This window comes from Microcella daejeonensis (assembly GCF_026625045.1).
Lineage (GTDB): Bacteria > Actinomycetota > Actinomycetes > Actinomycetales > Microbacteriaceae > Microcella > Microcella daejeonensis.
Map to the genome: position 1 here is coordinate 1,357,871 of NZ_CP113089.1, position 22,776 is coordinate 1,380,646.

Annotated in this window: 35 protein-coding genes; 34 read left to right on the top strand and 1 reads right to left on the bottom strand. The window is 69.4% G+C overall.

Features of this window, described 5'->3' with window-relative positions; genetic code table 11:
* Nucleotides 1-165 precede the first annotated feature (165 nt).
* From OVN18_RS06565 to OVN18_RS06710, 30 genes are all read left to right on the top strand, one after another.
* A complete protein-coding gene (locus OVN18_RS06565; RefSeq protein WP_267782831.1) occupies nucleotides 166-681 on the top strand; it encodes a hypothetical protein in 516 nt (171 codons plus the stop codon).
* A 430-nt stretch (nucleotides 682-1,111) separates the two neighbouring features.
* Nucleotides 1,112-1,420, top strand: coding sequence for a 30S ribosomal protein S10 (gene rpsJ / locus OVN18_RS06570; protein WP_096420529.1), 309 nt, complete (start codon nucleotides 1,112-1,114; stop codon nucleotides 1,418-1,420).
* A 10-nt stretch (nucleotides 1,421-1,430) separates the two neighbouring features.
* Nucleotides 1,431-2,081 carry a 50S ribosomal protein L3 gene (gene rplC / locus OVN18_RS06575; RefSeq protein ID WP_267738840.1) on the top strand — a complete coding sequence of 217 codons (651 nt, stop codon included), beginning with the start codon at nucleotides 1,431-1,433 and terminating at the stop codon, nucleotides 2,079-2,081.
* A 5-nt stretch (nucleotides 2,082-2,086) separates the two neighbouring features.
* Nucleotides 2,087-2,734 (top strand): 50S ribosomal protein L4, encoded by a 648-nt coding sequence (rplD, locus tag OVN18_RS06580; protein ID WP_267738841.1) that lies wholly within the window; start codon nucleotides 2,087-2,089, stop codon nucleotides 2,732-2,734.
* Nucleotides 2,731-3,042, top strand: coding sequence for a 50S ribosomal protein L23 (rplW, locus tag OVN18_RS06585; protein WP_168914919.1), 312 nt, complete (start codon nucleotides 2,731-2,733; stop codon nucleotides 3,040-3,042). The genes rplD and rplW overlap by 4 nt, the downstream gene beginning before the upstream one ends.
* 19 nt (nucleotides 3,043-3,061) lie before the next feature.
* Nucleotides 3,062-3,898: a 50S ribosomal protein L2 gene (gene rplB / locus OVN18_RS06590; RefSeq protein ID WP_267738842.1), complete on the top strand. Its 837-nt coding sequence runs from the start codon at nucleotides 3,062-3,064 to the stop codon at nucleotides 3,896-3,898.
* Nucleotides 3,899-3,913: 15 nt separating this feature from the next.
* Entirely contained in the window at nucleotides 3,914-4,195 is a 282-nt protein-coding gene (gene rpsS, locus OVN18_RS06595) for a 30S ribosomal protein S19 (RefSeq protein WP_168914921.1), read from the top strand.
* A 24-nt stretch (nucleotides 4,196-4,219) separates the two neighbouring features.
* Nucleotides 4,220-4,618 (top strand): 50S ribosomal protein L22, encoded by a 399-nt coding sequence (rplV, locus tag OVN18_RS06600; RefSeq protein WP_267738843.1) that lies wholly within the window; start codon nucleotides 4,220-4,222, stop codon nucleotides 4,616-4,618.
* Nucleotides 4,619-4,620: 2 nt separating this feature from the next.
* Complete coding sequence (rpsC, locus tag OVN18_RS06605) at nucleotides 4,621-5,394, top strand: 30S ribosomal protein S3 (RefSeq protein WP_168914923.1); 774 nt, start codon at nucleotides 4,621-4,623, stop codon at nucleotides 5,392-5,394.
* A gap of 5 nt (nucleotides 5,395-5,399) precedes the next feature.
* Nucleotides 5,400-5,819, top strand: a complete 420-nt coding sequence (gene rplP, locus OVN18_RS06610; protein ID WP_168914924.1) for a 50S ribosomal protein L16 — start codon at nucleotides 5,400-5,402, stop codon at nucleotides 5,817-5,819.
* Nucleotides 5,819-6,139: a 50S ribosomal protein L29 gene (gene rpmC, locus OVN18_RS13155; protein ID WP_324287743.1), complete on the top strand. Its 321-nt coding sequence runs from the start codon at nucleotides 5,819-5,821 to the stop codon at nucleotides 6,137-6,139. The genes rplP and rpmC overlap by 1 nt, the downstream gene beginning before the upstream one ends.
* Nucleotides 6,139-6,459, top strand: a complete 321-nt coding sequence (rpsQ, locus tag OVN18_RS06620; RefSeq protein ID WP_168914926.1) for a 30S ribosomal protein S17 — start codon at nucleotides 6,139-6,141, stop codon at nucleotides 6,457-6,459. Before rpmC ends, rpsQ begins: the two co-directional genes overlap by 1 nt.
* Nucleotides 6,460-6,491: 32 nt before the next feature.
* Nucleotides 6,492-6,860, top strand: a complete 369-nt coding sequence (rplN, locus tag OVN18_RS06625; RefSeq protein ID WP_168914927.1) for a 50S ribosomal protein L14 — start codon at nucleotides 6,492-6,494, stop codon at nucleotides 6,858-6,860.
* A 2-nt stretch (nucleotides 6,861-6,862) separates the two neighbouring features.
* Complete coding sequence (rplX, locus tag OVN18_RS06630; RefSeq protein ID WP_267738845.1) at nucleotides 6,863-7,222, top strand: 50S ribosomal protein L24; 360 nt, start codon at nucleotides 6,863-6,865, stop codon at nucleotides 7,220-7,222.
* The gene (rplE, locus tag OVN18_RS06635; protein ID WP_267738846.1) at nucleotides 7,222-7,821 is read left to right on the top strand and encodes a 50S ribosomal protein L5; all 600 of its coding nucleotides are present in this window, start codon (nucleotides 7,222-7,224) and stop codon (nucleotides 7,819-7,821) included. The genes rplX and rplE overlap by 1 nt, the downstream gene beginning before the upstream one ends.
* Before the next feature lie 103 nt (nucleotides 7,822-7,924).
* A complete protein-coding gene (gene rpsH / locus OVN18_RS06640; protein WP_168914930.1) occupies nucleotides 7,925-8,323 on the top strand; it encodes a 30S ribosomal protein S8 in 399 nt (132 codons plus the stop codon).
* Nucleotides 8,324-8,329: 6 nt separating this feature from the next.
* Complete coding sequence (gene rplF / locus OVN18_RS06645) at nucleotides 8,330-8,866, top strand: 50S ribosomal protein L6 (protein ID WP_267738847.1); 537 nt, start codon at nucleotides 8,330-8,332, stop codon at nucleotides 8,864-8,866.
* 2 nt (nucleotides 8,867-8,868) lie between these two features.
* Nucleotides 8,869-9,240 carry a 50S ribosomal protein L18 gene (gene rplR / locus OVN18_RS06650; protein ID WP_267739328.1) on the top strand — a complete coding sequence of 124 codons (372 nt, stop codon included), beginning with the start codon at nucleotides 8,869-8,871 and terminating at the stop codon, nucleotides 9,238-9,240.
* A complete protein-coding gene (rpsE, locus tag OVN18_RS06655; RefSeq protein ID WP_267779954.1) occupies nucleotides 9,237-9,926 on the top strand; it encodes a 30S ribosomal protein S5 in 690 nt (229 codons plus the stop codon). Before rplR ends, rpsE begins: the two co-directional genes overlap by 4 nt.
* Complete coding sequence (rpmD, locus tag OVN18_RS06660; protein ID WP_168916747.1) at nucleotides 9,926-10,111, top strand: 50S ribosomal protein L30; 186 nt, start codon at nucleotides 9,926-9,928, stop codon at nucleotides 10,109-10,111. Before rpsE ends, rpmD begins: the two co-directional genes overlap by 1 nt.
* Nucleotides 10,111-10,851 (top strand): 50S ribosomal protein L15, encoded by a 741-nt coding sequence (gene rplO, locus OVN18_RS06665; RefSeq protein ID WP_267738849.1) that lies wholly within the window; start codon nucleotides 10,111-10,113, stop codon nucleotides 10,849-10,851. The genes rpmD and rplO overlap by 1 nt, the downstream gene beginning before the upstream one ends.
* A gap of 111 nt (nucleotides 10,852-10,962) precedes the next feature.
* Nucleotides 10,963-12,288 carry a preprotein translocase subunit SecY gene (secY, locus tag OVN18_RS06670; RefSeq protein WP_267738850.1) on the top strand — a complete coding sequence of 442 codons (1,326 nt, stop codon included), beginning with the start codon at nucleotides 10,963-10,965 and terminating at the stop codon, nucleotides 12,286-12,288.
* Complete coding sequence (locus OVN18_RS06675; RefSeq protein ID WP_267738851.1) at nucleotides 12,285-12,875, top strand: adenylate kinase; 591 nt, start codon at nucleotides 12,285-12,287, stop codon at nucleotides 12,873-12,875. Before secY ends, OVN18_RS06675 begins: the two co-directional genes overlap by 4 nt.
* A gap of 187 nt (nucleotides 12,876-13,062) precedes the next feature.
* On the top strand, nucleotides 13,063-13,284 hold the full coding sequence (infA, locus tag OVN18_RS06680) for a translation initiation factor IF-1 (protein ID WP_022883252.1): 222 nt from the start codon (nucleotides 13,063-13,065) through the stop codon (nucleotides 13,282-13,284).
* Nucleotides 13,285-13,359: 75 nt separating this feature from the next.
* Nucleotides 13,360-13,473: a 50S ribosomal protein L36 gene (gene rpmJ / locus OVN18_RS06685; protein ID WP_047561540.1), complete on the top strand. Its 114-nt coding sequence runs from the start codon at nucleotides 13,360-13,362 to the stop codon at nucleotides 13,471-13,473.
* A 151-nt stretch (nucleotides 13,474-13,624) separates the two neighbouring features.
* Nucleotides 13,625-13,999, top strand: a complete 375-nt coding sequence (rpsM, locus tag OVN18_RS06690) for a 30S ribosomal protein S13 (protein WP_168914936.1) — start codon at nucleotides 13,625-13,627, stop codon at nucleotides 13,997-13,999.
* Between the two features lie 51 nt (nucleotides 14,000-14,050).
* Entirely contained in the window at nucleotides 14,051-14,449 is a 399-nt protein-coding gene (gene rpsK, locus OVN18_RS06695) for a 30S ribosomal protein S11 (protein WP_100823513.1), read from the top strand.
* 172 nt (nucleotides 14,450-14,621) lie between these two features.
* On the top strand, nucleotides 14,622-15,611 hold the full coding sequence (locus tag OVN18_RS06700; RefSeq protein ID WP_267738867.1) for a DNA-directed RNA polymerase subunit alpha: 990 nt from the start codon (nucleotides 14,622-14,624) through the stop codon (nucleotides 15,609-15,611).
* Nucleotides 15,612-15,662: 51 nt separating this feature from the next.
* A complete protein-coding gene (gene rplQ / locus OVN18_RS06705) occupies nucleotides 15,663-16,202 on the top strand; it encodes a 50S ribosomal protein L17 (RefSeq protein ID WP_267738868.1) in 540 nt (179 codons plus the stop codon).
* Between the two features lie 63 nt (nucleotides 16,203-16,265).
* A complete protein-coding gene (locus OVN18_RS06710; RefSeq protein WP_267779956.1) occupies nucleotides 16,266-17,315 on the top strand; it encodes a GNAT family N-acetyltransferase in 1,050 nt (349 codons plus the stop codon).
* A 26-nt stretch (nucleotides 17,316-17,341) separates the two neighbouring features.
* On the opposite strand, the gene OVN18_RS06715 is transcribed toward OVN18_RS06710, so the two are convergent.
* Complete coding sequence (locus OVN18_RS06715; RefSeq protein WP_267779957.1) at nucleotides 17,342-19,282, bottom strand: acyltransferase family protein; 1,941 nt, start codon at nucleotides 19,280-19,282, stop codon at nucleotides 17,342-17,344.
* Between the two features lie 74 nt (nucleotides 19,283-19,356).
* Between OVN18_RS06715 and OVN18_RS06720 the strand changes: the two genes are divergently transcribed.
* From OVN18_RS06720 to glmM, 4 genes are all read left to right on the top strand, one after another.
* Nucleotides 19,357-20,256, top strand: a complete 900-nt coding sequence (locus OVN18_RS06720; protein ID WP_267782950.1) for a tRNA pseudouridine synthase A — start codon at nucleotides 19,357-19,359, stop codon at nucleotides 20,254-20,256.
* 150 nt (nucleotides 20,257-20,406) lie between these two features.
* Entirely contained in the window at nucleotides 20,407-20,853 is a 447-nt protein-coding gene (gene rplM, locus OVN18_RS06725; protein WP_267738871.1) for a 50S ribosomal protein L13, read from the top strand.
* Nucleotides 20,854-20,905: 52 nt separating this feature from the next.
* Entirely contained in the window at nucleotides 20,906-21,364 is a 459-nt protein-coding gene (gene rpsI / locus OVN18_RS06730) for a 30S ribosomal protein S9 (protein WP_407666079.1), read from the top strand.
* Nucleotides 21,365-21,382: 18 nt separating this feature from the next.
* On the top strand, nucleotides 21,383-22,744 hold the full coding sequence (gene glmM, locus OVN18_RS06735; protein WP_267779958.1) for a phosphoglucosamine mutase: 1,362 nt from the start codon (nucleotides 21,383-21,385) through the stop codon (nucleotides 22,742-22,744).
* The last annotated feature ends 32 nt before the right edge of the window (nucleotides 22,745-22,776 follow it).

The window sequence follows — 22,776 nt, forward strand, 5'->3', positions numbered from 1 at the left end:
CTGCATCCCGTACCGCGGGGGTCGAGCTTCTGCTCGGCCCCTTCGGTCGTTAATGGGGGCGGTCGCGCACGGGCGGCGGTCCGCGCGTCTGCCGATCCCCTCGGGGGTGGATGCCCGCCGCGGGTGTAGCGTCACCACCACATCCCGGCTCGCGAGGAGGCGCCCATGCCCGGCCCCGTCTCCGCCGCTGCCGCCGCGCCCGTCCCCGACTCCGCCGGGGCCGACCGGGGCGGCCCCGCCTCCGCCGGGGCGGCGGCGCGTCGGGCCGTGCTGATCGTCCTGCTGACCGCACTGCTCTCGGCCGCGGCCTTCGCGGCGCTCGCCATCCCGAGCTCCACCGAGCCCGGGCAGGTTCTGCAGTCGGCCGTCGGCCTCCTGCTCGGGTTCACCGGCATCGCTCTCGCGCTCCTGACGCTGCTCTCGATCGTGGTCTCCATCCGGCTGCGCCGCCGGAGCCGCCGGCGGCGCGTCATCGCGCTCCTCCTCTGCGCGCTGCTCTCCGCGATCATCGACGCGGCGCTCGTCGTCGGGCTGTCGAGCGCTGCCGAGGGCTGGGGCAGCCTCATCAGCGGGATCGCCCTCGCGTCGGCGGGCGTCTTCGTGCTCGCGGCCTCGGCGAGCATCCTGCTCCTCGAGCTCGCCCCGCGAGCGAGCTCCCGTGCGGAGCCGGGCCCACGCTAGTGCCCGGAACTCCGGGCGACACGCCCGGCTTGCAGGCAATGCCGGGGTGTGGCAGACTCTTCTAGTTCCACACGCCGAGCCTACGCGCGCGGCTCACTGCCAGGCAGTGCATAGGACGAGTGATTCGCAGGTGCGGGTCGCGATGAGCCTAGGCCGCAGGTAGCAGAACGCAGTTTCAACTGACAACCCCCCTCCAGAGCAATGGCGTACGCCTGCGCGCTGGGGGTCCTGGCACGGGCGACACGCCCGAGCGCGGGGGTCGGTGACATGCGGAGATCGGATCGGCTCCCCGCGGGCATGCCTCAGGCGTGCGAGCAGGAGATCGGTACGGCCGCCGTTTGACAGAAGAACAGTGGTGCGACAGCGAGAGCGCTCCGCGCACGATGGGCCCGACAGGGTGCATCACGTCCAATAAGGAAGAGAGTTGAGCATGGCGGGACAGAAGATCCGCATCCGGCTTAAGTCGTACGACCACGCAGGTCTCGATGCATCGGCGCGCAAGATCGTCGACACCGTTACTCGTGCGGGTGCCACCGTGGTCGGCCCCGTGCCGCTGCCGACGGAGAAGAACGTGGTCGCCGTGATCCGTTCGCCCCACAAGTACAAGGACAGCCGCGAGCACTTCGAGAAGCGCACCCACAAGCGGCTCATCGACATCATCGACCCGACGCCGAAGGCCGTCGACTCGCTCATGCGACTCGACCTCCCCGCCGACGTCAACATCGAGATCAAGCTCTAAGGAACCCCGAATGTCTGTTACCAAGACGACCAAGGGTCTGCTGGGCACGAAGCTCGGCATGACGCAGGTGTGGGACGAGAACAACAAGCTCGTGCCCGTGACCGTCGTGGAGATCGCGCCCAACGTGGTCACCCAGGTCCGCACCCCCGAGATCGACGGCTACGCCGCCGTCCAGATCGCGTACGGCGCCATCGACCCGCGCAAGGTCACGAAGCCCCTCACGGGCCACTTCGAGAAGGCCGGCTCCACGCCCCGCCGCCACCTCACCGAGGTGCGCACGGCCGACGCCGCCGAGTACACCCCTGGCCAGGAGATCGCTGTCGACATCTTCGAGGCCGGCCAGCTGGTCGACGTCGTCGGCACCAGCAAGGGCAAGGGCTTCGCCGGCGTCATGAAGCGTCACAACTTCAAGGGCGTCTCGGCCTCGCACGGTTCGCACCGCAACCACCGCAAGCCCGGCTCGATCGGCGCCTCGTCGACCCCCAGCCGCGTCTTCAAGGGCATGCGCATGGCCGGTCGTATGGGTGGCGAGCGCGTCACCGTCATGAACCTGAAGGTCCACTCCGTCGACCTCGAGAAGGGCCTGCTGCTCGTCAAGGGCGCCGTGCCCGGCGCTCGTGGCCGTCTCGTGTTCGTCCGCAACGCCGTGAAGGGAGCGTAAGCGCCATGGCCACCTCGCTCGACGTACTCGACGCCGCCGGCAAGAAGACCGGTTCGGTCGACCTGCCCTCGGCCGTCTTCGACGTTCAGACCAACGTGCCGCTGCTGCACCAGGTCGTCGTCGCCCAGCTCGCCGCCGCCCGCCAGGGAACTCACAAGACCAAGGGTCGTGGCGAGGTCTCCGGTGCCGGTCGCAAGCCGTTCAAGCAGAAGGGAACCGGTCGCGCTCGTCAGGGCTCGATCCGCGCCCCCCAGATGACCGGTGGTGGCATCGTCCACGGGCCCGTGCCGCGCAGCTACGCGCAGCGCACCCCCAAGAAGATGATCGCCGCTGCTCTTCTCGGCGCCCTCTCCGACCGCGCGCGGGGCGACCGCCTCCACGTGGTCGAGGGCTTCGGCGTCGACGCGCCCTCGACGAAGGCCGCCGCCTCCGTCATCGCCACCCTCACCTCGGGCCGCAACGTGCTCGTCGTGATCGAGCGCGATGACGAGCTCAGCCTCAAGAGCGTGCGCAACCTCAAGAACCTGCACGTCATCAACCCCGACCAGCTCAACGCGTACGACGTGCTGGTCAGCGACGACATCGTGTTCGTCAAGGGCGCCTACGAGGCGTTCGTGGCGAGCAAGACGAACAAGGAAGAGGCCGGCGAATGAGCATCCACGCTGTCTCCCAGAACAAGGACCCGCGCGACATCATCATCGCGCCCGTCGTCAGCGAGAAGAGCTACACGCTCATCGACGACGGCAAGTACACGTTCCTGGTCGACCCCCGCGCCAACAAGACCGAGATCAAGCTCGCCATCGAGAAGATCTTCAACGTCAAGGTGGCCTCGATCAACACCCTCAACCGCCCCGGCAAGACCCGCCGCACCCGCTTCGGCCTCGGCAAGCGCAAGGACACCAAGCGCGCCATCGTCACGCTGAAGTCGGGCACCATCGACATCTTCACGGCCGTCGGCTAGGGATCGAAGGAATAACGACATGGCTATTCGCAAGTACAAGCCCACGACCCCCGGTCGCCGTGGCTCGTCGGTCGCCGATTTCGCGGAGATCACGCGCTCGACGCCCGAGAAGTCGCTGCTGAAGCCGCTGCCCAAGACGGGTGGCCGCAACAACACCGGTCGCATCACGACCCGTCACATCGGTGGTGGCCACAAGCGCCAGTACCGCATGATCGACTTCCGTCGCAACGACAAGGACGGCGTGAACGCGAAGGTCGCGCACATCGAGTACGACCCGAACCGCACGGCGCGCATCGCGCTGCTGCACTTCGTGGACGGCACGAAGCGCTACATCCTCGCGCCCAACAAGCTGTCGCAGGGCGACATCGTCGAGTCCGGCCCCGCCGCCGACATCAAGCCCGGCAACAACCTGCCGCTCCGCAACATCCCCGTGGGTACGGTCATCCACGCCATCGAGCTCCGCCCCGGCGGCGGCGCGAAGATGGCTCGCTCGGCGGGCGCCTCCGTGCGTCTCGTCGCGAAGGACGGCCCCTACGCCCAGCTGCGCCTCCCCTCGGGCGAGATCCGCAACGTGGATGCCCGCTGCCGCGCCACGATCGGCGAGGTCGGCAACGCCGAGCAGTCGAACATCAACTGGGGCAAGGCCGGCCGCAAGCGCTGGAAGGGCGTCCGCCCGACCGTCCGCGGCGTCGCGATGAACCCGATCGACCACCCGCACGGTGGTGGTGAGGGCAAGACCTCCGGTGGTCGCCACCCGGTCAGCCCCTGGGGCAAGGCCGAGGGTCGCACGCGTCGTCCCAACAAGGAGAGCGACAAGCTCATCGTCCGTCGCCGCACCGTCGGTAAGAAGCGCTAGTAGGAGTCGAGAAGAATGCCTCGCAGTCTCAAGAAGGGCCCGTTCGTCGACGACCACCTGCTCCGCAAGGTCGTCACCCAGAACGAGGCCAGCACCAAGAACGTCATCAAGACCTGGTCGCGCCGCTCGATGATCATCCCGGCCATGCTCGGGCACACCATCGCCGTGCACGACGGTCGCAAGCACATCCCCGTGTTCGTGACCGAGACCATGGTCGGGCACAAGCTCGGCGAGTTCGCGCCCACCCGCACCTTCCGCGGCCACGAGAAGGACGACAAGAAGGGTCGCCGCCGCTAACGCGGTGGCGGAAGGAGGAGAGAAATGGTGGAGTCGATCGCACGCGTGCGTCACATCCGCGTCACCCCCCAGAAGGCCCGTCGCGTCGTCGCCCTGATCCGCGGCAAGCAGGCCCTCGAGGCCCTGGCCATCCTGAAGTTCGCGCCCCAGAGCGCGAGCGAGCCCGTGGGCAAGCTCGTCGCCGCGGCCATCGCCAACGCGCGGGTCAAGGCCGACGCCTCGAACACCTTCCTCGACGAGCAGGACCTCTACGTGTCCCGCGCGTTCGTCGACGAGGGCACGACCCTGAAGCGGTTCCAGCCGCGCGCTCAGGGCCGGGCGTTCGCGATCAAGAAGCGCACCAGCCACATCACCGTCGTGCTCGCCACGCCGGATGAGGTCGCTGCCGCGAGCTCGAGCACCAAGAAGAAGGCGAGCAAGTAGACATGGGTCAGAAAGTCAACCCGTACGGTTTCCGTCTCGGCATCACCACCGACCACGTGTCGCGCTGGTTCTCCGACTCGACGAAGCCCGGCCAGCGGTACTCCGACTACGTGGCGGAGGACGTCAAGATCCGTCGGATGCTCACCACGAGCCTCGACCGTGCCGGCGTCGCCCGCATCGAGATCGAGCGCACCCGTGACCGGGTCCGCGTCGACATCCACACCGCCCGCCCGGGCATCGTGATCGGTCGCCGCGGCGCCGAGGCCGAGCGCATCCGCACCGACCTCGAGAAGCTCACCGCGAAGCAGATCCAGCTGAACATCCTCGAGGTCAAGAACCCCGAGGCCGAGGCTCAGCTCGTCGCGCAGGGCGTCGCCGAGCAGCTCAGCGCCCGCGTGGCCTTCCGCCGCGCGATGCGCAAGGGGCTGCAGGGTGCGCAGCGCGCCGGCGCCAAGGGCGTCCGCATCCAGGTCTCCGGCCGCCTCGGCGGCGCCGAGATGAGCCGCTCGGAGTTCTACCGCGAGGGTCGTGTGCCGCTGCACACCCTTCGCGCGAACATCGACTACGGCTTCTACGAGGCGAAGACCACCTTCGGCCGCATCGGCGTGAAGGTCTGGATCTACAAGGGCGACATCACCAACAAGGAACTCGCTCGCGAGCAGGCGAACCAGAAGTCGTCGCGCCCCGAGCGACGTGACTCGGACCGCGGTCCCCGTCGCGGCACCGGCCGTCCGGCCGAGGCCACGGCGCCCGTCGCGGCCGGAGCGGAAGGCTAAGGAACATGCTGATTCCCCGCAAGGTCAAGTACCGCAAGCAGCACCACCCCAAGCGGAGTGGGCACGCGACCGGTGGAACCGAGGTCTCGTTCGGCGAGTTCGGCATCCAGGCCATCACCCCCGCGTACGTGACGAACCGCCAGATCGAGGCAGCTCGTATCGCGATGACCCGTCACATCAAGCGCGGCGGCAAGGTCTGGATCAACATCTACCCCGACCGTCCGCTCACCAAGAAGCCGGCCGAGACCCGCATGGGTTCCGGTAAGGGCTCGCCCGAGTGGTGGGTCGCCAACGTCAAGCCGGGACGCGTCCTCTTCGAGGTCGCGGGCGTCAACGAGGAACTCGCTCGTGAGGCCATGACCCGTGCAATCCACAAGCTGCCCCTCAAGGCACGCATCATCAAGCGCGAGGGAGGCGACGCGTAATGGCGATCGGATCCAAGGAGCTGGCACCCGCCGAGCTCGACACCTTCGAGGACGAGCGCCTCATCGACGAGCTCAAGAAGGCCAAGGAGGAGCTGTTCAACCTGCGCTTCCAGGCCGCGACCGGGCAGCTCGAGAGCCACGGCCGCGTGCGCGCCGTGAAGCGCGACATCGCTCGCATCTACACGGTCATCCGCGAGCGCGAGCTGGGCATCCGGGCCACGCCCGCCCCCATCGAGGCGCCCGTCAAGGCGACCAAGAAGTCGGCGAAGAAGGCCGAGGCCGAGAAGGCCGACGCCGCCGAGACCGAGGAGAAGAACTGATGGCTACGGCTGAGAAGAAGACCGCTGCCGGCCACGAGTCGGCCGCGCACGACGTTCGCGACGCCGAGGCCCGCGGGTACCGCAAGGCCCGTCGCGGCTACGTCACCAGCGACAAGATGGAGAAGACCATCGTCGTCGAGGTGGAGGACCGCGTGAAGCACCCGCTCTACGGCAAGGTCATCCGTCGCACCTCGAAGGTCAAGGTCCACGACGAGCAGAACAGCGCCGGCATCGGCGACCTGGTGCTCATCTCCGAGACCCGCCCCCTGTCCGCCACGAAGCGCTGGCGCCTCGTCGAGATCCTCGAGAAGGCCAAGTAGGCCCCGGCCTGCTTGACCTTAAGGAGTAGCAAATGCTGCAGCAAGAATCCCGCGTCAAGGTCGCCGACAACACCGGCGCCAAGGAGCTGCTCACCATCCGTGTGCTCGGCGGCTCCGGCCGTCGTTACGCCGGCCTGGGCGACATCATCGTCGCCACGGTGAAGGACGCCATCCCCGGTGGCAACGTCAAGAAGGGCGACGTCGTCAAGGCGGTCATCGTCCGCACCGTGAAGCAGACCCGCCGTCCCGACGGCTCGTACATCAAGTTCGACGAGAACGCCGCCGTCATCCTGAAGAACGACGGGGACCCCCGCGGTACCCGCATCTTCGGACCGGTCGGTCGTGAGCTTCGTGACAAGAAGTTCATGAAGATCGTCTCCCTGGCCCCGGAGGTGCTGTAACCATGGCGAAGATCAAGAAGGGCGACCTCGTTCAGGTCATCACCGGCGCCACGCAGGCGCGCGGCGGCGACCGCGGCAAGCAGGGTCGCGTTCTCGAGGTGATCGCGGAGAAGAACCGCATCATCGTCGAGGGCATCAACCTCGTCACCAAGCACGTGCGCGTCGGCCAGACGCAGCGCGGCACGAAGACCGGTGGCATCGAGACCCACGAGGCGTCCATCCACGTGTCCAACGTGGCCGTGGTGGACCCCAAGACCAAGAAGCCGACGCGCGTCGGGCACCGTGAGGAGACCGTCGAGAAGGACGGCATCACCAAGACGGTGCGCGTGCGCTACGCCAAGAATTCGGGTGAGAAGCTCTAATGACCGACACCGCTACCGCCACCGGCGAGGCGACGACCGCGAAGGTCCAGCCGCGTCTGAAGCAGAAGTACCGCGCCGACATCACGAAGGCGCTCACCGAGCAGTTCGGGTACACCAACCCGCACCAGGTTCCCGGTCTCGTGAAGATCGTCGTGAACACCGGTGTCGGCGAGGCCGCCCGCGACAGCAAGGTCATCGACGGCGCGATCAAGGACCTCACCGCGATCACCGGCCAGAAGCCGCAGGTCACGAAGGCCCGCAAGTCGATCGCGCAGTTCAAGCTGCGCGAGGGGATGCCCATCGGCGCTCACGTCACCCTCCGCGGTGACCGCGCCTGGGAGTTCCTCGACCGCCTGCTCTCGCTCGCACTGCCGCGCATCCGCGACTTCCGCGGCCTGAGCGCCACGCAGTTCGACGGCAACGGCAACTACACCTTCGGTCTCCAGGAGCAGAGCGTCTTCCACGAGATCGACCAGGACAAGATCGACCGCGTGCGCGGCTTCGACATCACCATCGTGACGACCGCGAAGACGGACGACGAGGGCCGCGCCCTGCTGCGCGCGCTCGGCTTCCCCTTCAAGTCGGCCGACGCCTCCTGACCGAGGCGATCCACTCCACCCCGGCCCGACTCTCGGGCCCCGATCGGCTAGGTCCGTCCCCGTGTAACGGGTCCGGAAACCGGACGAGAACAGGAAAATCATCATGACGATGACAGATCCGGTCGCAGACATGCTGACCAGACTGCGCAACGCCAACTCGGCGTTCCACGAGACCGTGGCGATGCCGAGCTCCAAGCTCAAGAGCCACATCGCCGAGATCCTCAAGCGCGAGGGCTACATCTCCGACTGGGCCGTCGAGGACGCCCGCGTCGGTTCGACGTTGACGCTGTCGCTCAAGTACGGCCCGAACCGCGAGCGGTCGATCGCCGGCATCAAGCGCGTCTCCAAGCCCGGACTCCGGGTCTACGCGAAGAGCACCGAGATCCCCACGGTCCTCGGCGGCCTCGGCGTGGCCATCCTGTCGACTTCCTCCGGTCTGCTCACCGACCGCGAGGCGATGAAGAAGGGCGTGGGTGGGGAAGTCCTCGCCTACGTGTGGTGATCTGACATGTCCCGCATCGGACGCATGCCCATCGACATCCCCGGTGGTGTCGAGGTCACGGTCGACGGCCAGGCCGTCACCGTCAAGGGCCCCAAGGGTCAGCTCTGGCTGACCGTGGCCAGCCCCATCGAGGTCGCCATCGAGGAGAACCAGGTCGTCGTGACCCGCCCCGATGACGAGCGCGCGTCGCGCTCGCTCCACGGCCTCACCCGCACGCTCATCGCCAACAACATCATCGGTGTCACCCAGGGCTACTCCAAGGGCCTCGAGGTCGTCGGCACCGGTTACCGCGTTCAGGCGAAGGGCGAGGGCGTCGAGTTCGCGCTCGGCTTCTCCCACCCCGTCACGGTGAACCCGCCCCAGGGCATCACGTTCACCGTCGAGGGCAACAACAAGCTCACCGTCAGCGGCATCGACAAGCAGGCCGTTGGCGAGGTCGCCGCGAACATCCGCAAGATCCGCAAGCCCGAGCCGTACAAGGGCAAGGGCGTGCGGTACGCCGGCGAGATCGTGCGCCGCAAGGCCGGAAAGAGTGGTAAGTGATCATGGGTCTCGGAACTAGAGGCAAGAGCAAGACCGCAGCCAAGGGCCGCCGTCACGCGCGTCTGCGCAAGCGCATCACCGGTACGGCCGATCGGCCGCGCCTGGTCGTCACCCGTTCGGCCCGTCACGTCTTCGTGCAGGTCGTCGATGACGCCAAGGGTCACACCGTGGCCAGCGCCTCCACCATGGAGGAGGGCATGCGCACGTTCGACGGCGACAAGACCGCCAAGGCGCGCAAGGTCGGCGAGCTCGTCGCCGAGCGCGCCAAGCAGGCGGGCGTCGAGGCCGTCGTGTTCGACCGCGGTGGAAACCGCTACGCGGGTCGCGTCGCGGCCATCGCCGATGGAGCGCGAGAGGGTGGACTGAGCCTGTGAGTGAGAACGAGAAGGAGCAGACCGTGGCGGCAGAGGCCCCCGTGGAGACCGCTGCGTCGTCGGAGCCGTCGACCGAGCCCCGCGAGGCTCGTCGAGGCAGCCGCGAGCGCAACCCCAACCGCGACCGCGGTGCGCGCGACACCGAGAAGAGCCAGTTCCTCGAGCGCGTCGTGACCATCAACCGCGTCTCGAAGGTCGTCAAGGGCGGTCGTCGATTCAGCTTCACCGCCCTCGTGGTCGTCGGTGACGGCAACGGCATGGTCGGCGTCGGCTACGGCAAGGCCCGCGAGGTCCCCACGGCGATCTCGAAGGGCGTCGAGGAGGCGAAGAAGAACTTCTTCCGCGTCCCGCGCGTCGCGGCGACCATCCCCCACCCCGTCCAGGGTGAGGCCGCCGCCGGTGTGGTGCTCCTGCGCCCCGCCGCTGCCGGTACCGGTGTCATCGCCGGCGGTCCCGTGCGCGCCGTGCTCGAGTGCGCCGGCATCCACGACGTGCTCAGCAAGTCGCTCGGCTCGTCGAACACCATCAACATCGTCCACGCGACGGTGGCGGCGCTGAAGCAGCTCGAGGAGCCGCGCGCCGTCGCTGCCCGACGTGGGCTGGACTTCGAGGACGTCGCCCCCGCGCGTCTCGTCCGTGCCGAGGCCGTCGCGGCCGAGGCCGCAGCCGGAAAGGCGGGTGCATGATGGCCGTCCGCCTGAAGGTGACCCAGATCAAGTCTGTTATCAGCGAGAAGCAGAACCAGCGCGACACCCTGCGGAGCCTGGGCCTCAAGCGGATCGGCGACTCCGTCGTCCGCGAGGACAGCCCGGTCAACCGGGGGTACGTCCGCACGGTCGCTCACCTCGTCAAGGTCGAGGAGATTGACTAATGACTGAAGAGAAGAAGGACGAGGCCGCGAAGGCCCCGGCCAAGAAGGCTCCGGCGAAGGCCGCTGCCGACAAGGCTCCCGCCAAGAAGGCTCCGGCGAAGGCCGCTGCCGACAAGGCTCCCGCCAAGAAGGCTCCGGCCAAGGCTGCGGCCGACAAGGCCCCGGCGGCGAAGGCTCCGGCCAAGAAGGCGCCGGCGGCGAAGTCCTCCGACACGACGGCGTCGAGCGACGCCCCCGCGACGAAGGCTCCCGCCAAGAAGGCTCCCGCGGCGAAGAAGGCCCCCGCGGCCGAGGTCGCCCGCCCCCAGGTGCTCAAGGTGCACCACCTTCGCCCGGCTCCCGGGTCGAAGAAGGAGCGCACCCGCGTCGGTCGCGGTGAGGGCTCCAAGGGCAAGACGGCCGGTCGCGGTACCAAGGGCACGAAGGCGCGCTACTCCGTGCGCCCCGGGTTCGAGGGCGGCAACCTCAACTTCGTCATGCGTGCTCCGAAGCTGCGCGGGTTCACCAACCCGTTCCGCGTCGAGTACCAGGTCGTGAACCTGTCGACGCTTGCCGACCTGTACCCGAAGGGTGGCGAGGTCACCATCGGCGACCTGGTCGCGAAGGGTGCGGTGCGCAAGAACGAGAAGGTCAAGGTTCTCGGCGACGGCGACATTGCGGTTAAGCTCACTGTGGCGGTCGACAAGGTCTCGCGCTCTGCCGAGCAGAAGATCGTGGCCGCCGGCGGTTCCATCAAGTAGTCGCTCGGGCGGCCCCCGTCATGGGGGCCGCCCGGCTCTTGGCCCAACCAGGGTCGCCGCATCCCCTGCCGCCGGGCACGGGATGCTCATGGTTTTTATACGGGAGGTCTCGTGTTCAGAGCTATCGGGCGGATCTTCCGCACGCCCGACCTCCGCCGGAAGATCGGTTTCACCCTGGGCATCGTCGCCCTCTTCCGTCTGGGTTCGTTCATCCCCGCACCGTTCGTGGACTACCAGAACGTGCAGGAGTGCTTGAGCGGCAACGCGGGCACCACCGGGCTCTACCAGCTCGTCAACCTCTTCAGCGGCGGCGCACTGCTGCAGCTGTCCATCTTCGCGCTGGGGATCATGCCGTACATCACGGCGTCGATCATCACCCAGCTGCTGCGCGTGGTCATCCCGCACTTCGACACCCTCTACAAGGAGGGCCAGGCGGGCCAGGCCAAGCTGACGCAGTACACGCGCTACCTCACGATCGCGCTCGCCATCCTGCAGTCGACGACGCTCATCACGGTCGCCCGCGCCGGCGCGCTGTTCCCGACCACGTCGGGCGTGCCGCAGTGCAGCCAGCTCATCACCAACGACGCCTGGTACGCCATCCTCCTCATGGTCATCACGATGACCGCGGGCACGGGCCTGATCATGTGGCTCGGAGAGCTCGTGACCGAGCGCGGCATCGGCAACGGCATGTCGCTCCTGATCTTCGTCTCCATCGCCGCCACCTTCCCCTCGGCGCTGTGGGCCATCGCCGTGGCGCAGGGCCCGAACATCTTCGTCATCGTGATCGCGGTCGGCATCCTCGTGATGGCGGCGGTCGTGTTCGTCGAGCAGTCCCAGCGGCGCATCCCCGTCCAGTACGCCAAGCGCATGGTGGGTCGTCGCACCTACGGCGGCAACAACACCTACATCCCGATCAAGGTCAACATGGCCGGCGTCGTGCCCGTCATCTTCGCCTCCTCGCTGCTGTACCTGCCGGCCCTGGTCGCGCAGTTCAACCAGCCCCAGGCCGGTCAGACGGCGCCCGAGTGGGTCGTCTGGATCCAGAACAACCTCGTCTCGGGCGACAACCCGATCTACATGGCGGTCTACTTCCTGCTCATCGTCGGGTTCACGTACTTCTACGTCGCGATCACCTTCAACCCGGAGGAGGTCGCGGACAACATGAAGAAGTACGGCGGGTTCATCCCGGGCATCCGGGCCGGCCGGCCGACGGCCGAGTACCTGGACTACGTGCTCACCCGCGTGACGCTCCCGGGATCGCTGTACCTGGGTCTCCTCGCGCTCATCCCGCTCATCGCCCTGGCGACGATCGGTGCGAACCAGAACTTCCCGTTCGGCGGCGCGAGCATCCTCATCATCGTCGGCGTCGGGCTCGAGACGGTGAAGCAGATCGACGCGCAGCTGCAGCAGCGCCACTACGAGGGGCTGCTGAAGTGAGCGCCCGCCTCCTCCTGATCGGTCCGCCCGGAGCGGGCAAGGGCACCCAGGCGGTGCGGCTCTCCGCATCGCTCGGCGTGCCGGCGATCTCCACGGGCGACATCTTCCGTGAGAACGTGCGCAACGAGACCGAGCTCGGTACGAAGGCGAAGGCGTTCATGGACGCCGGCGACAACGTCCCCGACTCCCTCACCAACGATCTGGTGCGCGACCGTCTCTCCCAGGAGGACTGCGCCGCGGGCTTCCTGCTCGACGGCTACCCCCGCACGACCGATCAGGTGCGCGCGCTCGACGAGTTCCTCGCCGAGCACGGAACCGCGATGGACGTCGTCATCGAGCTCGTGGCCGACCCGGACGTTGTGGTCGAGCGGCTCAAGAAGCGCGCCCTGGACCAGGGCCGCAGCGACGACGACGAGTCGGTGGTGCGTCACCGCCTCGAGGTCTACCGCCAGCAGACGGCGCCCCTCATCGACCTGTACGACGGTCGCGGGATGCTCGCGAAGGTCGACGGCATCGGCGAGATCGACGAGGTCACGGCCCGCATCTCCGACGCCCTCGCCGCGCGCGGCATCCTCGTCGCCGACTGATCCTGGTCGGAGCGACACGCCCGAGTTGCTCGGCGCCCGCTCTATCACCTAAGCTTGACCCTTGGTGCTTTCGGCACGCCTTCGGCGTGTCGACGTAACGCGTCTGACGTGCAGTTGACGCGACCTTCGACAGGTGCCATCGAACCGCACGACCAGCGAATCCCCAACTTTTAGCGACGAAGAGGCTATGGCCAAAAAAGACGGTGTCATCGAAATCGAGGGCGCAGTGGTTGAAGCACTGCCCAACGCCATGTTCCGCGTCGAGCTGACCAACGGACACAAGGTGCTCGCCCACATCTCGGGCAAGATGCGTCAGCACTACATCCGCATCCTCCCGGAGGACCGCGTGATCGTGGAGCTGAGCCCCTACGACCTGACCCGCGGCCGGATCGTCTACCGCTACAAGTAACGGGAGCCCGCTGCACAAGGAACGGCCCGGGAGTCCACCCGGCGCACGAGGCCAGCGAAACCCAAAGGAAGAACCATGAAGGTCAACCCCAGCGTCAAGCCCATCTGCGACAAGTGCAAGGTGATCCGTCGTCACGGCAACGTGATGGTCATCTGCGAGAACCCGCGCCACAAGCAGCGCCAGGGCTGACGCCCTGCCGCTGCGTGCGGCCAGCACGACCCCACAACTGAACACTCACCACAGGCAGATCCACTAGACCGCTTCGGCGGTGGACACCCCGAGCGGGAGGCTCGGGCACCGGATCTGCTCCACACCTCCCCGCATCACAGAAGGAGCCATCATGGCCCGTCTTGCCGGAGTCGACATCCCGCGCGATAAGCGCGTGGAAGTCGCCCTGACGTACATCTACGGCGTCGGCCGCACCCGTGCGGTGCAGACCCTCGACGCCACCGGGATCGACCGCAACATCCGCGTGAAGGACCTCACCGACGACCAGCTCGTCAGCCTGCGCGACCACATCGAAGGCACCTTCAAGGTCGAGGGCGATCTTCGCCGCGAGGTCGCCGCCGACATCCGCCGCAAGGTCGAGATCGGCTCCTACGAGGGCATCCGCCACCGCCGCGGCCTGCCCGTGCGCGGTCAGCGCACCAAGACCAACGCGCGCACCCGCAAGGGCCCGAAGCGCACCGTCGCCGGCAAGAAGAAGGCGCGATAGTCCCGGGGTCACCCCGCGACCATCCCTTCGACCTCGTTCTAGGAGAAAACCATGGCAGCACCGAAGTCGGCCGCTCGCAAGCCGCGTCGTAAAGAGAAGAAGAGCATCGCCGTGGGCCAGGCCCACATCAAGTCGACGTTCAACAACACCATCGTGTCGATCACCGACCCCAGCGGGGCCGTCGTCAGCTGGGCGTCGTCCGGCCAGGTCGGCTTCAAGGGTTCGCGCAAGTCGACCCCCTTCGCCGCTCAGCTGGCCGCCGAGTCGGCCGCCCGCCAGGCGCAGGAGCACGGCATGAAGAAGGTCGACGTCTTCGTCAAGGGCCCCGGCTCGGGCCGCGAGACCGCGATCCGCTCGCTCCAGGCCGCCGGCCTCGAGGTCGGCTCGATCAGCGATGTGACGCCGCAGGCGCACAACGGCTGCCGGCCGCCCAAGCGCCGCCGCGTCTAGTCGCACCGCAGTCCGGTCGCACGGCGGAGCGCGTCACCGCCTCCGCCGTGCGACCGCTCCGGCGGCGCCCCGTGCCGCTCGTACGACCTCACAACTCAACACACTCGACGAGCCAGCCACTCGTCGCGCCACAAGTGTCATATAGCGGACACTTCGCCGAAAGGAATCCATAGTGCTCATCGCACAGCGTCCCACCCTGACCGAGGAGAGCGTCTCCGAGTTCCGGTCGCGCTTCATCATCGAGCCGCTCGAGCCCGGCTTCGGCTACACCCTCGGCAACTCGCTCCGCCGCACCCTCCTCTCCTCCATCCCGGGTGCCGCGGTCACGAGCATCCGCATCGATGGCGTGCTCCACGAGTTCAGCACCATCCCGGGCGTGAAGGAGGATGTCACCGAGATCATCCTCAACATCAAGAACCTGGTCGTCTCGAGCGAGCACGACGAGCCCATCACCGCCTACCTGCGCAAGACCGGCAGCGGCGAGGTCACGGCCTCCGACATCTCGGCTCCGGCCGGCGTCGAGATCCACAACCCCGAGCTCGTCATCGCGACGCTCAACGACACGGCGAAGTTCGAGCTCGAGCTCACCATCGAGCGCGGCCGCGGCTACGTCAGCGCGACCCAGAACCGCAGCGAGTTCAGCGAGGCCGGTCAGATCCCGGTCGACTCGATCTACTCGCCCGTGCTCAAGGTCACCTACCGCGTCGAGGCCACCCGTGCCGGTGAGCGCACCGACTTCGACCGCCTCGTGGTCGACGTCGAGTCGAAGCCCGCCATCACCCCGCGCGACGCCATCGCCTCGGCCGGCCGCACGCTCGTCGAGCTGTTCGGTCTCGCTCGCGAGCTCAACACGCAGGCCGAGGGCATCGAGATCGGCCCCGCGCCGGTCGACGCGGTGCTCTCGACCGAGCTGTCGATGCCCATCGAGGATCTCGATCTCTCGGTGCGCAGCTACAACTGCCTCAAGCGCGAGGGCATCAACACCGTGAGCGAGCTCGTCGCCCTGTCGGAGACGCAGCTCATGAACATCCGCAACTTCGGACAGAAGTCCGTCGACGAGGTCAAGGACAAGCTCGTCGAGATGGGCCTGTCGCTCAAGGATGCTGTGCCCGGCTTCGATGGCGCGCACTTCTACGGCGGCAACGAGGACGACTACGTCTGAGGCTCGTCGTCCCGACAGCCCGAGAACCCCTGACACTGGAGAACACTGATCATGCCTAAGCCCACCAAGGGTCCCCGCCTCGGAGGAGGCCCGGCGCACGAGCGCCTCATGCTCGCGAACCTCGCCACGGCGCTGTTCACGCACAAGCGCATCACGACGACCGAGACGAAGGCCAAGCGCCTGCGTCCGCTCGCCGAGCGCCTCGTGACCTTCGCCAAGCGCGGCGACCTGCACGCCCGTCGTCGCGTCATGACGATCATCCGCGACAAGAGCGCCGTGCACGAGCTCTTCACCGAGATCGCGCCGCTCATGGCCGAGCGCGAGGGCGGCTACACCCGCATCGTGAAGACGGGCTACCGCAAGGGCGACAACGCTCCCATGGCGGTCATCGAGCTCGTTCTCGAGCCGGTGAACCCGAAGCCGAAGTCGGCGAAGAAGACGGCTGCTGCGGCTGCCGCCGCTGCGCCGGCCGCCGAGGAGGCGCCCGCCGAGGAGCCCACCACCGAGGAGACCGAGGAGGTGGTGGTCGAGGAGACCACCGCTGACGACGCGGCGACCGAGGAGTCGGCTTCCGAGGAGTCGAGCAAGTAGTACCGCGCACCGCGCGACCGCAGGGCCCCATCCGTCACGGGTGGGGCCCTACGCTTGTGTGCCATGACCGTGCCGCTGCCGCCTCTCCCCGAGCTGACGACCCCGCTCCGGGACCGCGTGCCGCATCCTGGTGCGGTCACGCTGCCGGCAGGTCCGCCGGGGGTGCGGTGGCGCCCGGCCGTCGCCGAGGACGCCCCGGCGATCGCCGAGCTCCTGGCGGCCATGAGCACGCGGGATCACCCGGCGTGGAGCGAGACGCTCGACGAGGTCGAGGAGGCGCTCGCCCAGCGCTGGGTCGAGCTGGAGCGCGACACGGTCGTCGCGGAGGACGCCGCGGGCACGATGATCGCGCACGGCACCGTCGTCGAGACGCCGGAGCCCGAGTCGATCGTCCGCGTCTTCCTGCACGGCGGCGTGCACCCCGATCACCGCGGCCGAGGGCTGGGCCGAGCGATGCTCGACTGGCAGCTCGCGCGCGGCCGCGAGCGGCTGTCGTCGAGCGAGCATCGGATGCCCGGCTGGCTGCTCTCCTACGCCGCCGACCGCTCTCCCGAGCACGGTGCGCTGCTGCAGGCCGCCGGCTTCGCCGCCGCCCGGTACTTCACGACCCTCGAGGCGCCGCTCGACTCCGAGCGACCGGATCGGCCTCTGCCCGAGGGCGTGCGCACCGTGCCCTTCAGCGCCGAGCTGAGCGAGCGCGTGCGTCTCGCCAAGAACGCCGCGTTCGCGGACCACTGGGGGAGTCAGCCCGTGGTCGCCGAGGCGTGGGAGTCGATGGTGGGCCTGCCGAGCTTCCGTGCCGATCTCAGCCGCGTCGCTCTCCTCGGGGAGGAGGTCGTGGGCTTCGCGACCGTCGAGGTCAACGAGGAGGACTGGAGCCGCCAGGGCTTCTCGAGCAGCTACGTCGGCCTCGTCGGCACGGTGCGCGAGCACCGCGGGCGGGGGCTCGCCGGAGCGCTCCTCGCGGAGGTGATGGACGTCTCGCGGCGGCAGGGGCTCGAGCGCTGCGTGCTCGACGTCGACACCGAGAACCCGACGGGGGCCCTCGGGGTCTACCAGCGTCTCGGCTTCGCCGCCACCGATCGCGACGTCGCCTACTCCATCGAGTACTGAGACGGATCGGCCGCGGGTGGTGCGGGTCAGCGCTCCTGTTGCAGATCGACCAGGTAGTCCTGGAACCGGGGGAGCGCCGTCAGCCGCAGCACCGCGCCTTCGACGGCGTCGGCGTAGATGCGCGCCCCGGCGCTGCCCGGGTGGATCTGGTCGCCAGCGAGCAGCGTGAGCTGGGGCTCGATCGCCGAGCGCCAATCGGCCAGCTCGACGGCGCGGAACCGGGACGCGAAGCTCGTGAGCTCGCCGTTGACCCCCGGGGTCCAGTCGCGGGGGGCCTGCGCGCTCACGAGCACGAGGGTGCGCGAGGGGCCGATGATGCGCCGCACCTCCTCGAGCGTCGCCGCATCGATGGGGCCGTTCGTGCCGAGCCCGAGCACCACGGTGGGTCGGAGCTCTCCCGCGGCGGCGTAGCCGCGCAGCAGCTCGGGGGCGGCGCGCATCTGGCGCGAGACGGCGGCGTCGATGAGGATGCCCGGGAACCGCTCCTGCAGGGCGGGCGCCGAGGCGAGCATGACCGAGTCGCCGATCGCGATCATCTCCTCCCCGGCCGGCGCAGTGGGCTCGGGGGTCGGAGCGGTCACGACCACGGGCTCCGGCGGCACGGTCGCCGTCGGCTGCCGCCCGAGCTCGTCGAGAGCCGTCTGGCCGGCGAGGATGGCGGCCGCGGCCTGCGACTCGGCGGGCGCCCGCACGACCGCGGCGGTCGTGCCGGCGAGCAGCAGGGCGCTCGCCGCGGCGACCGCGACGGGAGCCGCCCAGCGGCGCCGTGCGCCCGCTCGATCCGCTGGGGCGGGGCTGCCGGCGGGGGAGGGCGCGAGGGTCGGGCGGCGGGCGAGCCCGAGCCCGGCGAGCCCGTGGCGCCGCACGGGCTGCTCGAGCCAGCGGTACGAGCCCGCGGCGAGCGGCAGCGAGATCGCGAGGGCGAGCAGGCCGAGCATCCACCCGCTCGCCCCGGTGCGGTCGATGCCCGGAAGCGCGGCGCTCAGCAGTACCACGACCGGCCAGTGCCAGAGGTAGAGGCCGTAGGAGCGCTCGCCCGTCCAGCCCGCCGGCCCGCGGTCGATGAGGGGAGCGATGCGGCTGCCGGGGTGGTCGAGGGCGAGCAGCAGGAGGGCGGTGAGCGCGACGACCGCGAGCATCCCGCCCCGGTACGCGGGGGCGCTGCTGATGGTGAGAGCGCTCGCGAGCACGATGATGCCGGTCGCGGCGGCGATCGCCGCGGCATCGGCGACGCCGGCGGGGATGCGCCCGGCCGCGCGATCGGCCGGCCGGGCGAGCGGCCGACGGGCGAGCGCGAGTGCGGCGCCGACGAGCAGCCCGAAACCGTGCGTGAGCGTGGAGAAGTACGCCGTGCTGGCGGCGGCGCCCCGGGTCGCGGGGTCGCCCGCGACGAGCGCCATGGCGGCCGCGGACGCGATGGCGAGCGCGGCGGGGACGGCGACGCGCATCCATCGGCGGGGCAGCAGGATGAGGCCGGTGAGGGCGAGCGGCCAGAGCAGGTAGAACTGCTCCTCGACGGCGAGCGACCAGAGGTGCCGCAGCAGTTCGGGGCTGGTCTGGTCGAGGTAGCTCGCGCCCTGCGCGATCGCGAACCAGTTGCTGGAGAAGGTCGCCGCGCCGAGCAGCTGCCAGTCGATGCCCACGAGCACGTCGCCGCCGATGAGGGCGGCGACGCCGGCGCTCGCCCCGACGACGAGGGCGAGCGCGGGCAGCAGGCGGCGGGCGCGGCGGGCCCAGAACCGTCCGAGGCGGATGCTCCCCTCGCGCGCGTGCTCGGCGAGCAGCAGCGCGGTGATGAGGTAGCCGCTCACGACGAGGAACACGTCGACCCCGACGAAACCGCCCGTCGCGAGGCCCGGGATGAGGTGGTAGCCGAGCACGAGCACGACGGCGAGGGCCCGCACCCCGTCGAGACCGGGAAGGCGGACCCGGGCATCGGTACGGGGTGTCGCGGGACTGCTGCTCATCGCCCCTCCAGGGTCGCCCTCGAGGCTCGCGAGGTCAAACCGGCCGCGCCGTAGACTCCTCCTTCGTGGAGAACGTGCGGCTTCGACTCGACCTCGGGTACGACGGGTCGGCGTTCTCGGGATGGGCGCGTCAGCCGGGGCTGCGCACCGTGCAGGGCGAGCTCGAGTCGGCGCTCGCGACCGTGCTGCGCGGCCGTGACGGCGTGCCCGATCCTCCGACGCTGACCGTGGCCGGCCGCACCGACGCGGGGGTGCACGCCGCCCATCAGGTCGCGCACGTCGATCTCAGCCCGGCGCAGTGGGCTTCGCTCGTCGGGCCGCGCCGCGGGGGGCATCTCGCCGCTCTCACGCCCGAGGTCGCCCTCGCCCGGCGGCTCAACGGCCTCGCCGGCGGCGCCGGGGATGTGGTCGTGCGCGCGGTGACCCGGGCGCCGGAGGGGTTCGACGCCCGGTTCTCAGCGATCTGGCGGCGGTACGAGTACCGCATCGCGGACGAGGCGGCCGAGCGCGATCCGCGCCGGCGGAACCACACGCTCTGGCACTCCGGCGTGCTCGACGGGGAGGCCATGGACGCCGCCTCGCGCGCACTGACCGGCCTGCACGACTTCGCGGCCTTCTGCAAGCCCCGACCGGGATCGACGACCATCCGCACCCTGCTCGACTACTCCTGGAGCCGGAGCGACGAGGGGGTGCTGATCGGCCACGTGCGCGCCGACGCCTTCTGCCACTCGATGGTGCGGTCGCTCGTCGGCGCGGCCATCGCCGTCGGGCTCGGGCGCATCGACGCCGACAGGGTGCAGGAGGTGCGGGCGCGGGCGGAGCGCTCGAACGACGTGGCGGTCGTTCCGGCGAAGGGGCTGACCCTCGCCGAGATCGCCTACCCCGCGGATGAGGAGCTCGCGGCGCGCGCCGCGCAGACGCGGGCCCGGCGGGAGCCGGCGACGAGCGCGGGCGGGGCATCCCCCGCGAATTGACCGGCGGGCGGGCGTGCCGTAGTCTCGCTCTTTGGTGTCCGCCGTCGGCAGGCATCCGGTTGAGCCCTCCACCAGGTGGTTCCGCGCGATCCGCGCGAGAACAGCCCCCGGAGCGGGATTCACGAACTCCTCGACAAGAAAGCACGTACTGTGACGCGCACTTTCAGCCCCAAGCCTGCTGATGTTCAGCACGACTGGGTCGTCATCGATGCAACCGATGTCGTCCTCGGCCGTCTGGCCAGCCACGCCGCCGCGCTCCTCCGCGGCAAGCACAAGGCCACCTTCGCCCAGCACATGGACATGGGCGACTTCGTCATCATCATCAACGCCGACAAGGTCGCGCTGACGGGATCGAAGCTCACCCAGAAGATGGCGTACCGCCACTCGGGCTACCCGGGCGGCCTCACGGCCACCTCGTACGCCGAGATGCTCGAGAAGAACCCCGAGCGCACGGTCGAGAAGGCCATCCGCGGCATGCTGCCGAAGAACTCGCTGGGCCGCGCCCAGATCAAGAAGCTCAAGGTCTACGCGGGTGCCGAGCACCCCCACGCGGCGCAGCAGCCCAAGACCTACACCCTCGACCAGGTCGCCCAGTAGCGGCCCGCAGACTCTAAGGATCACCATCGTGGCGAACGACACCAGCACTGACGTGGCTCCCGAGAGCTACACGACCGAGTCGTCGGCAGCTCCCGCTGCCGCGACCCCCCGCCCGGCCCTCACCGTCTCCGGTGCGGCCGTCGGCCGGCGCAAGCAGGCCATCGCCCGCGCGCGCCTCGTCCCGGGCTCCGGCACCTTCACGGTGAACGGGCGCACGCTCGAGGACTACTTCCCGAACAAGCTGCACCAGCAGCTGATCAACGACCCCTTCACGATCCTGCAGCTCGCGGGCGGCTACGACGTGACGGCGAAGATCACCGGCGGCGGCCCCTCCGGCCAGGCGGGCGCCCTGCGCCTCGCCATCGCGCGCGCGCTCAACGAGATCGACCGCGAGAACAACCGTGCGACCCTCAAGAAGGCCGGCTTCCTCACTCGTGACGCCCGCGTCATCGAGCGCAAGAAGGCCGGTCTCAAGAAGGCCCGCAAGGCTCCTCAGTACTCGAAGCGCTAGCCGGACGAGGCTGACCTATTGGGTCAACTCTTCGGCACGGACGGGGTCCGGGGGCTGGCCAACGGTGAACTCACCGCCGGCCTGGCCCTCGGCCTCGCCCAGGCGGCCGCGATCGTGCTCACGAAGGGGCGCCACGCGGAGGATCTCCGCGCGCAGGGCAAGCGCCCGCGCGCCATCCTCGCTCGCGACCCCCGGGTCTCCGGCGAGTTCCTCGGGGCAGCCGTCGCCGCCGGGCTCGCCTCCTCGGGCATCGACGTGCTCGACGCGGGCGTCATCCCGACTCCGGCCGCCGCGTTCCTCGTGGGCGACATCGGCGCCGACTTCGGCGTGATGATCTCGGCCTCGCACAACCCGGCGCCCGACAACGGCATCAAGTTCTTCTCGCTCGGCGGCACGAAGCTGCCCGACGAGGTCGAGGACCGGATCGAGGAGGCGCTCGATCGCCCCAAGCTCGCTCCGACCGGGGCCGGCGTCGGTCGCATCCGCCGCTTCGCCGACGCGGAGGACCGCTACATCCTGCACCTGCTGGGCACGCTCGACGTGCGCCTCGACGGCCTGCACGTCGTGCTCGACTGCGCGCACGGCGCGGCCGCCGCTATCTCCCCGCAGGCCTTCGTCGACGCGGGAGCCGAGGTGACCGTCATGGGCGCCGAGCCCGACGGCCTCAACATCAACGACGGGGTCGGGTCGACGCATCTCACCAAGCTGCAGGAGGCGGTCGTCGCCCTCGGCGCCGATCTCGGCATCGCTCACGACGGCGACGCCGACCGCTGCCTCGCGGTGGATGCCCAGGGTCGGGTCGTCGACGGCGACCGGATCATGGCGATCCTCGCCGTGTCGATGAAGCAGCGCGGACTGCTCGCGCACGACACGCTCGCCGCCACCGTCATGAGCAACCTGGGTCTCAAGCTCGCGATGGCGGAGCACGGGATCCGGATGGTCGAGACGAAGGTCGGCGACCGCTACGTGCTCGAGGCGCTCGCCGCCCACGGGCTGAGCCTCGGGGGCGAGCAGAGCGGTCACATCATCTTCAGCGATCACGCCACGACCGGCGACGGCATCCTCTCCGGGCTGCAGATCGCGGCCGAGATGTCGCGGACGGGCAGGACCCTCGCGGAGCTCGCCTCGATCATGACGGTCTTCCCGCAGGTGCTCATCAACGTGCGCGGCGTCGATCGCACGGCGCTCGACGGGCACTCGGTCATCGCCGCCGCGGTCGCCGAGGCCGAGGCCGAGCTCGGGCGCACCGGGCGCGTGCTGCTACGGGCGAGCGGCACCGAGCCGATGGTGCGCGTCATGGTCGAGGCCGCCGACGAGGCGACCGCGCAGGCCGTGGCCGAGCGGCTCGTCGGGGTCGTGCGCGAGCAGCTCGCCGTCTGAGCCGAGCGGAGCCGGGCATCCCGCGCCGCCTC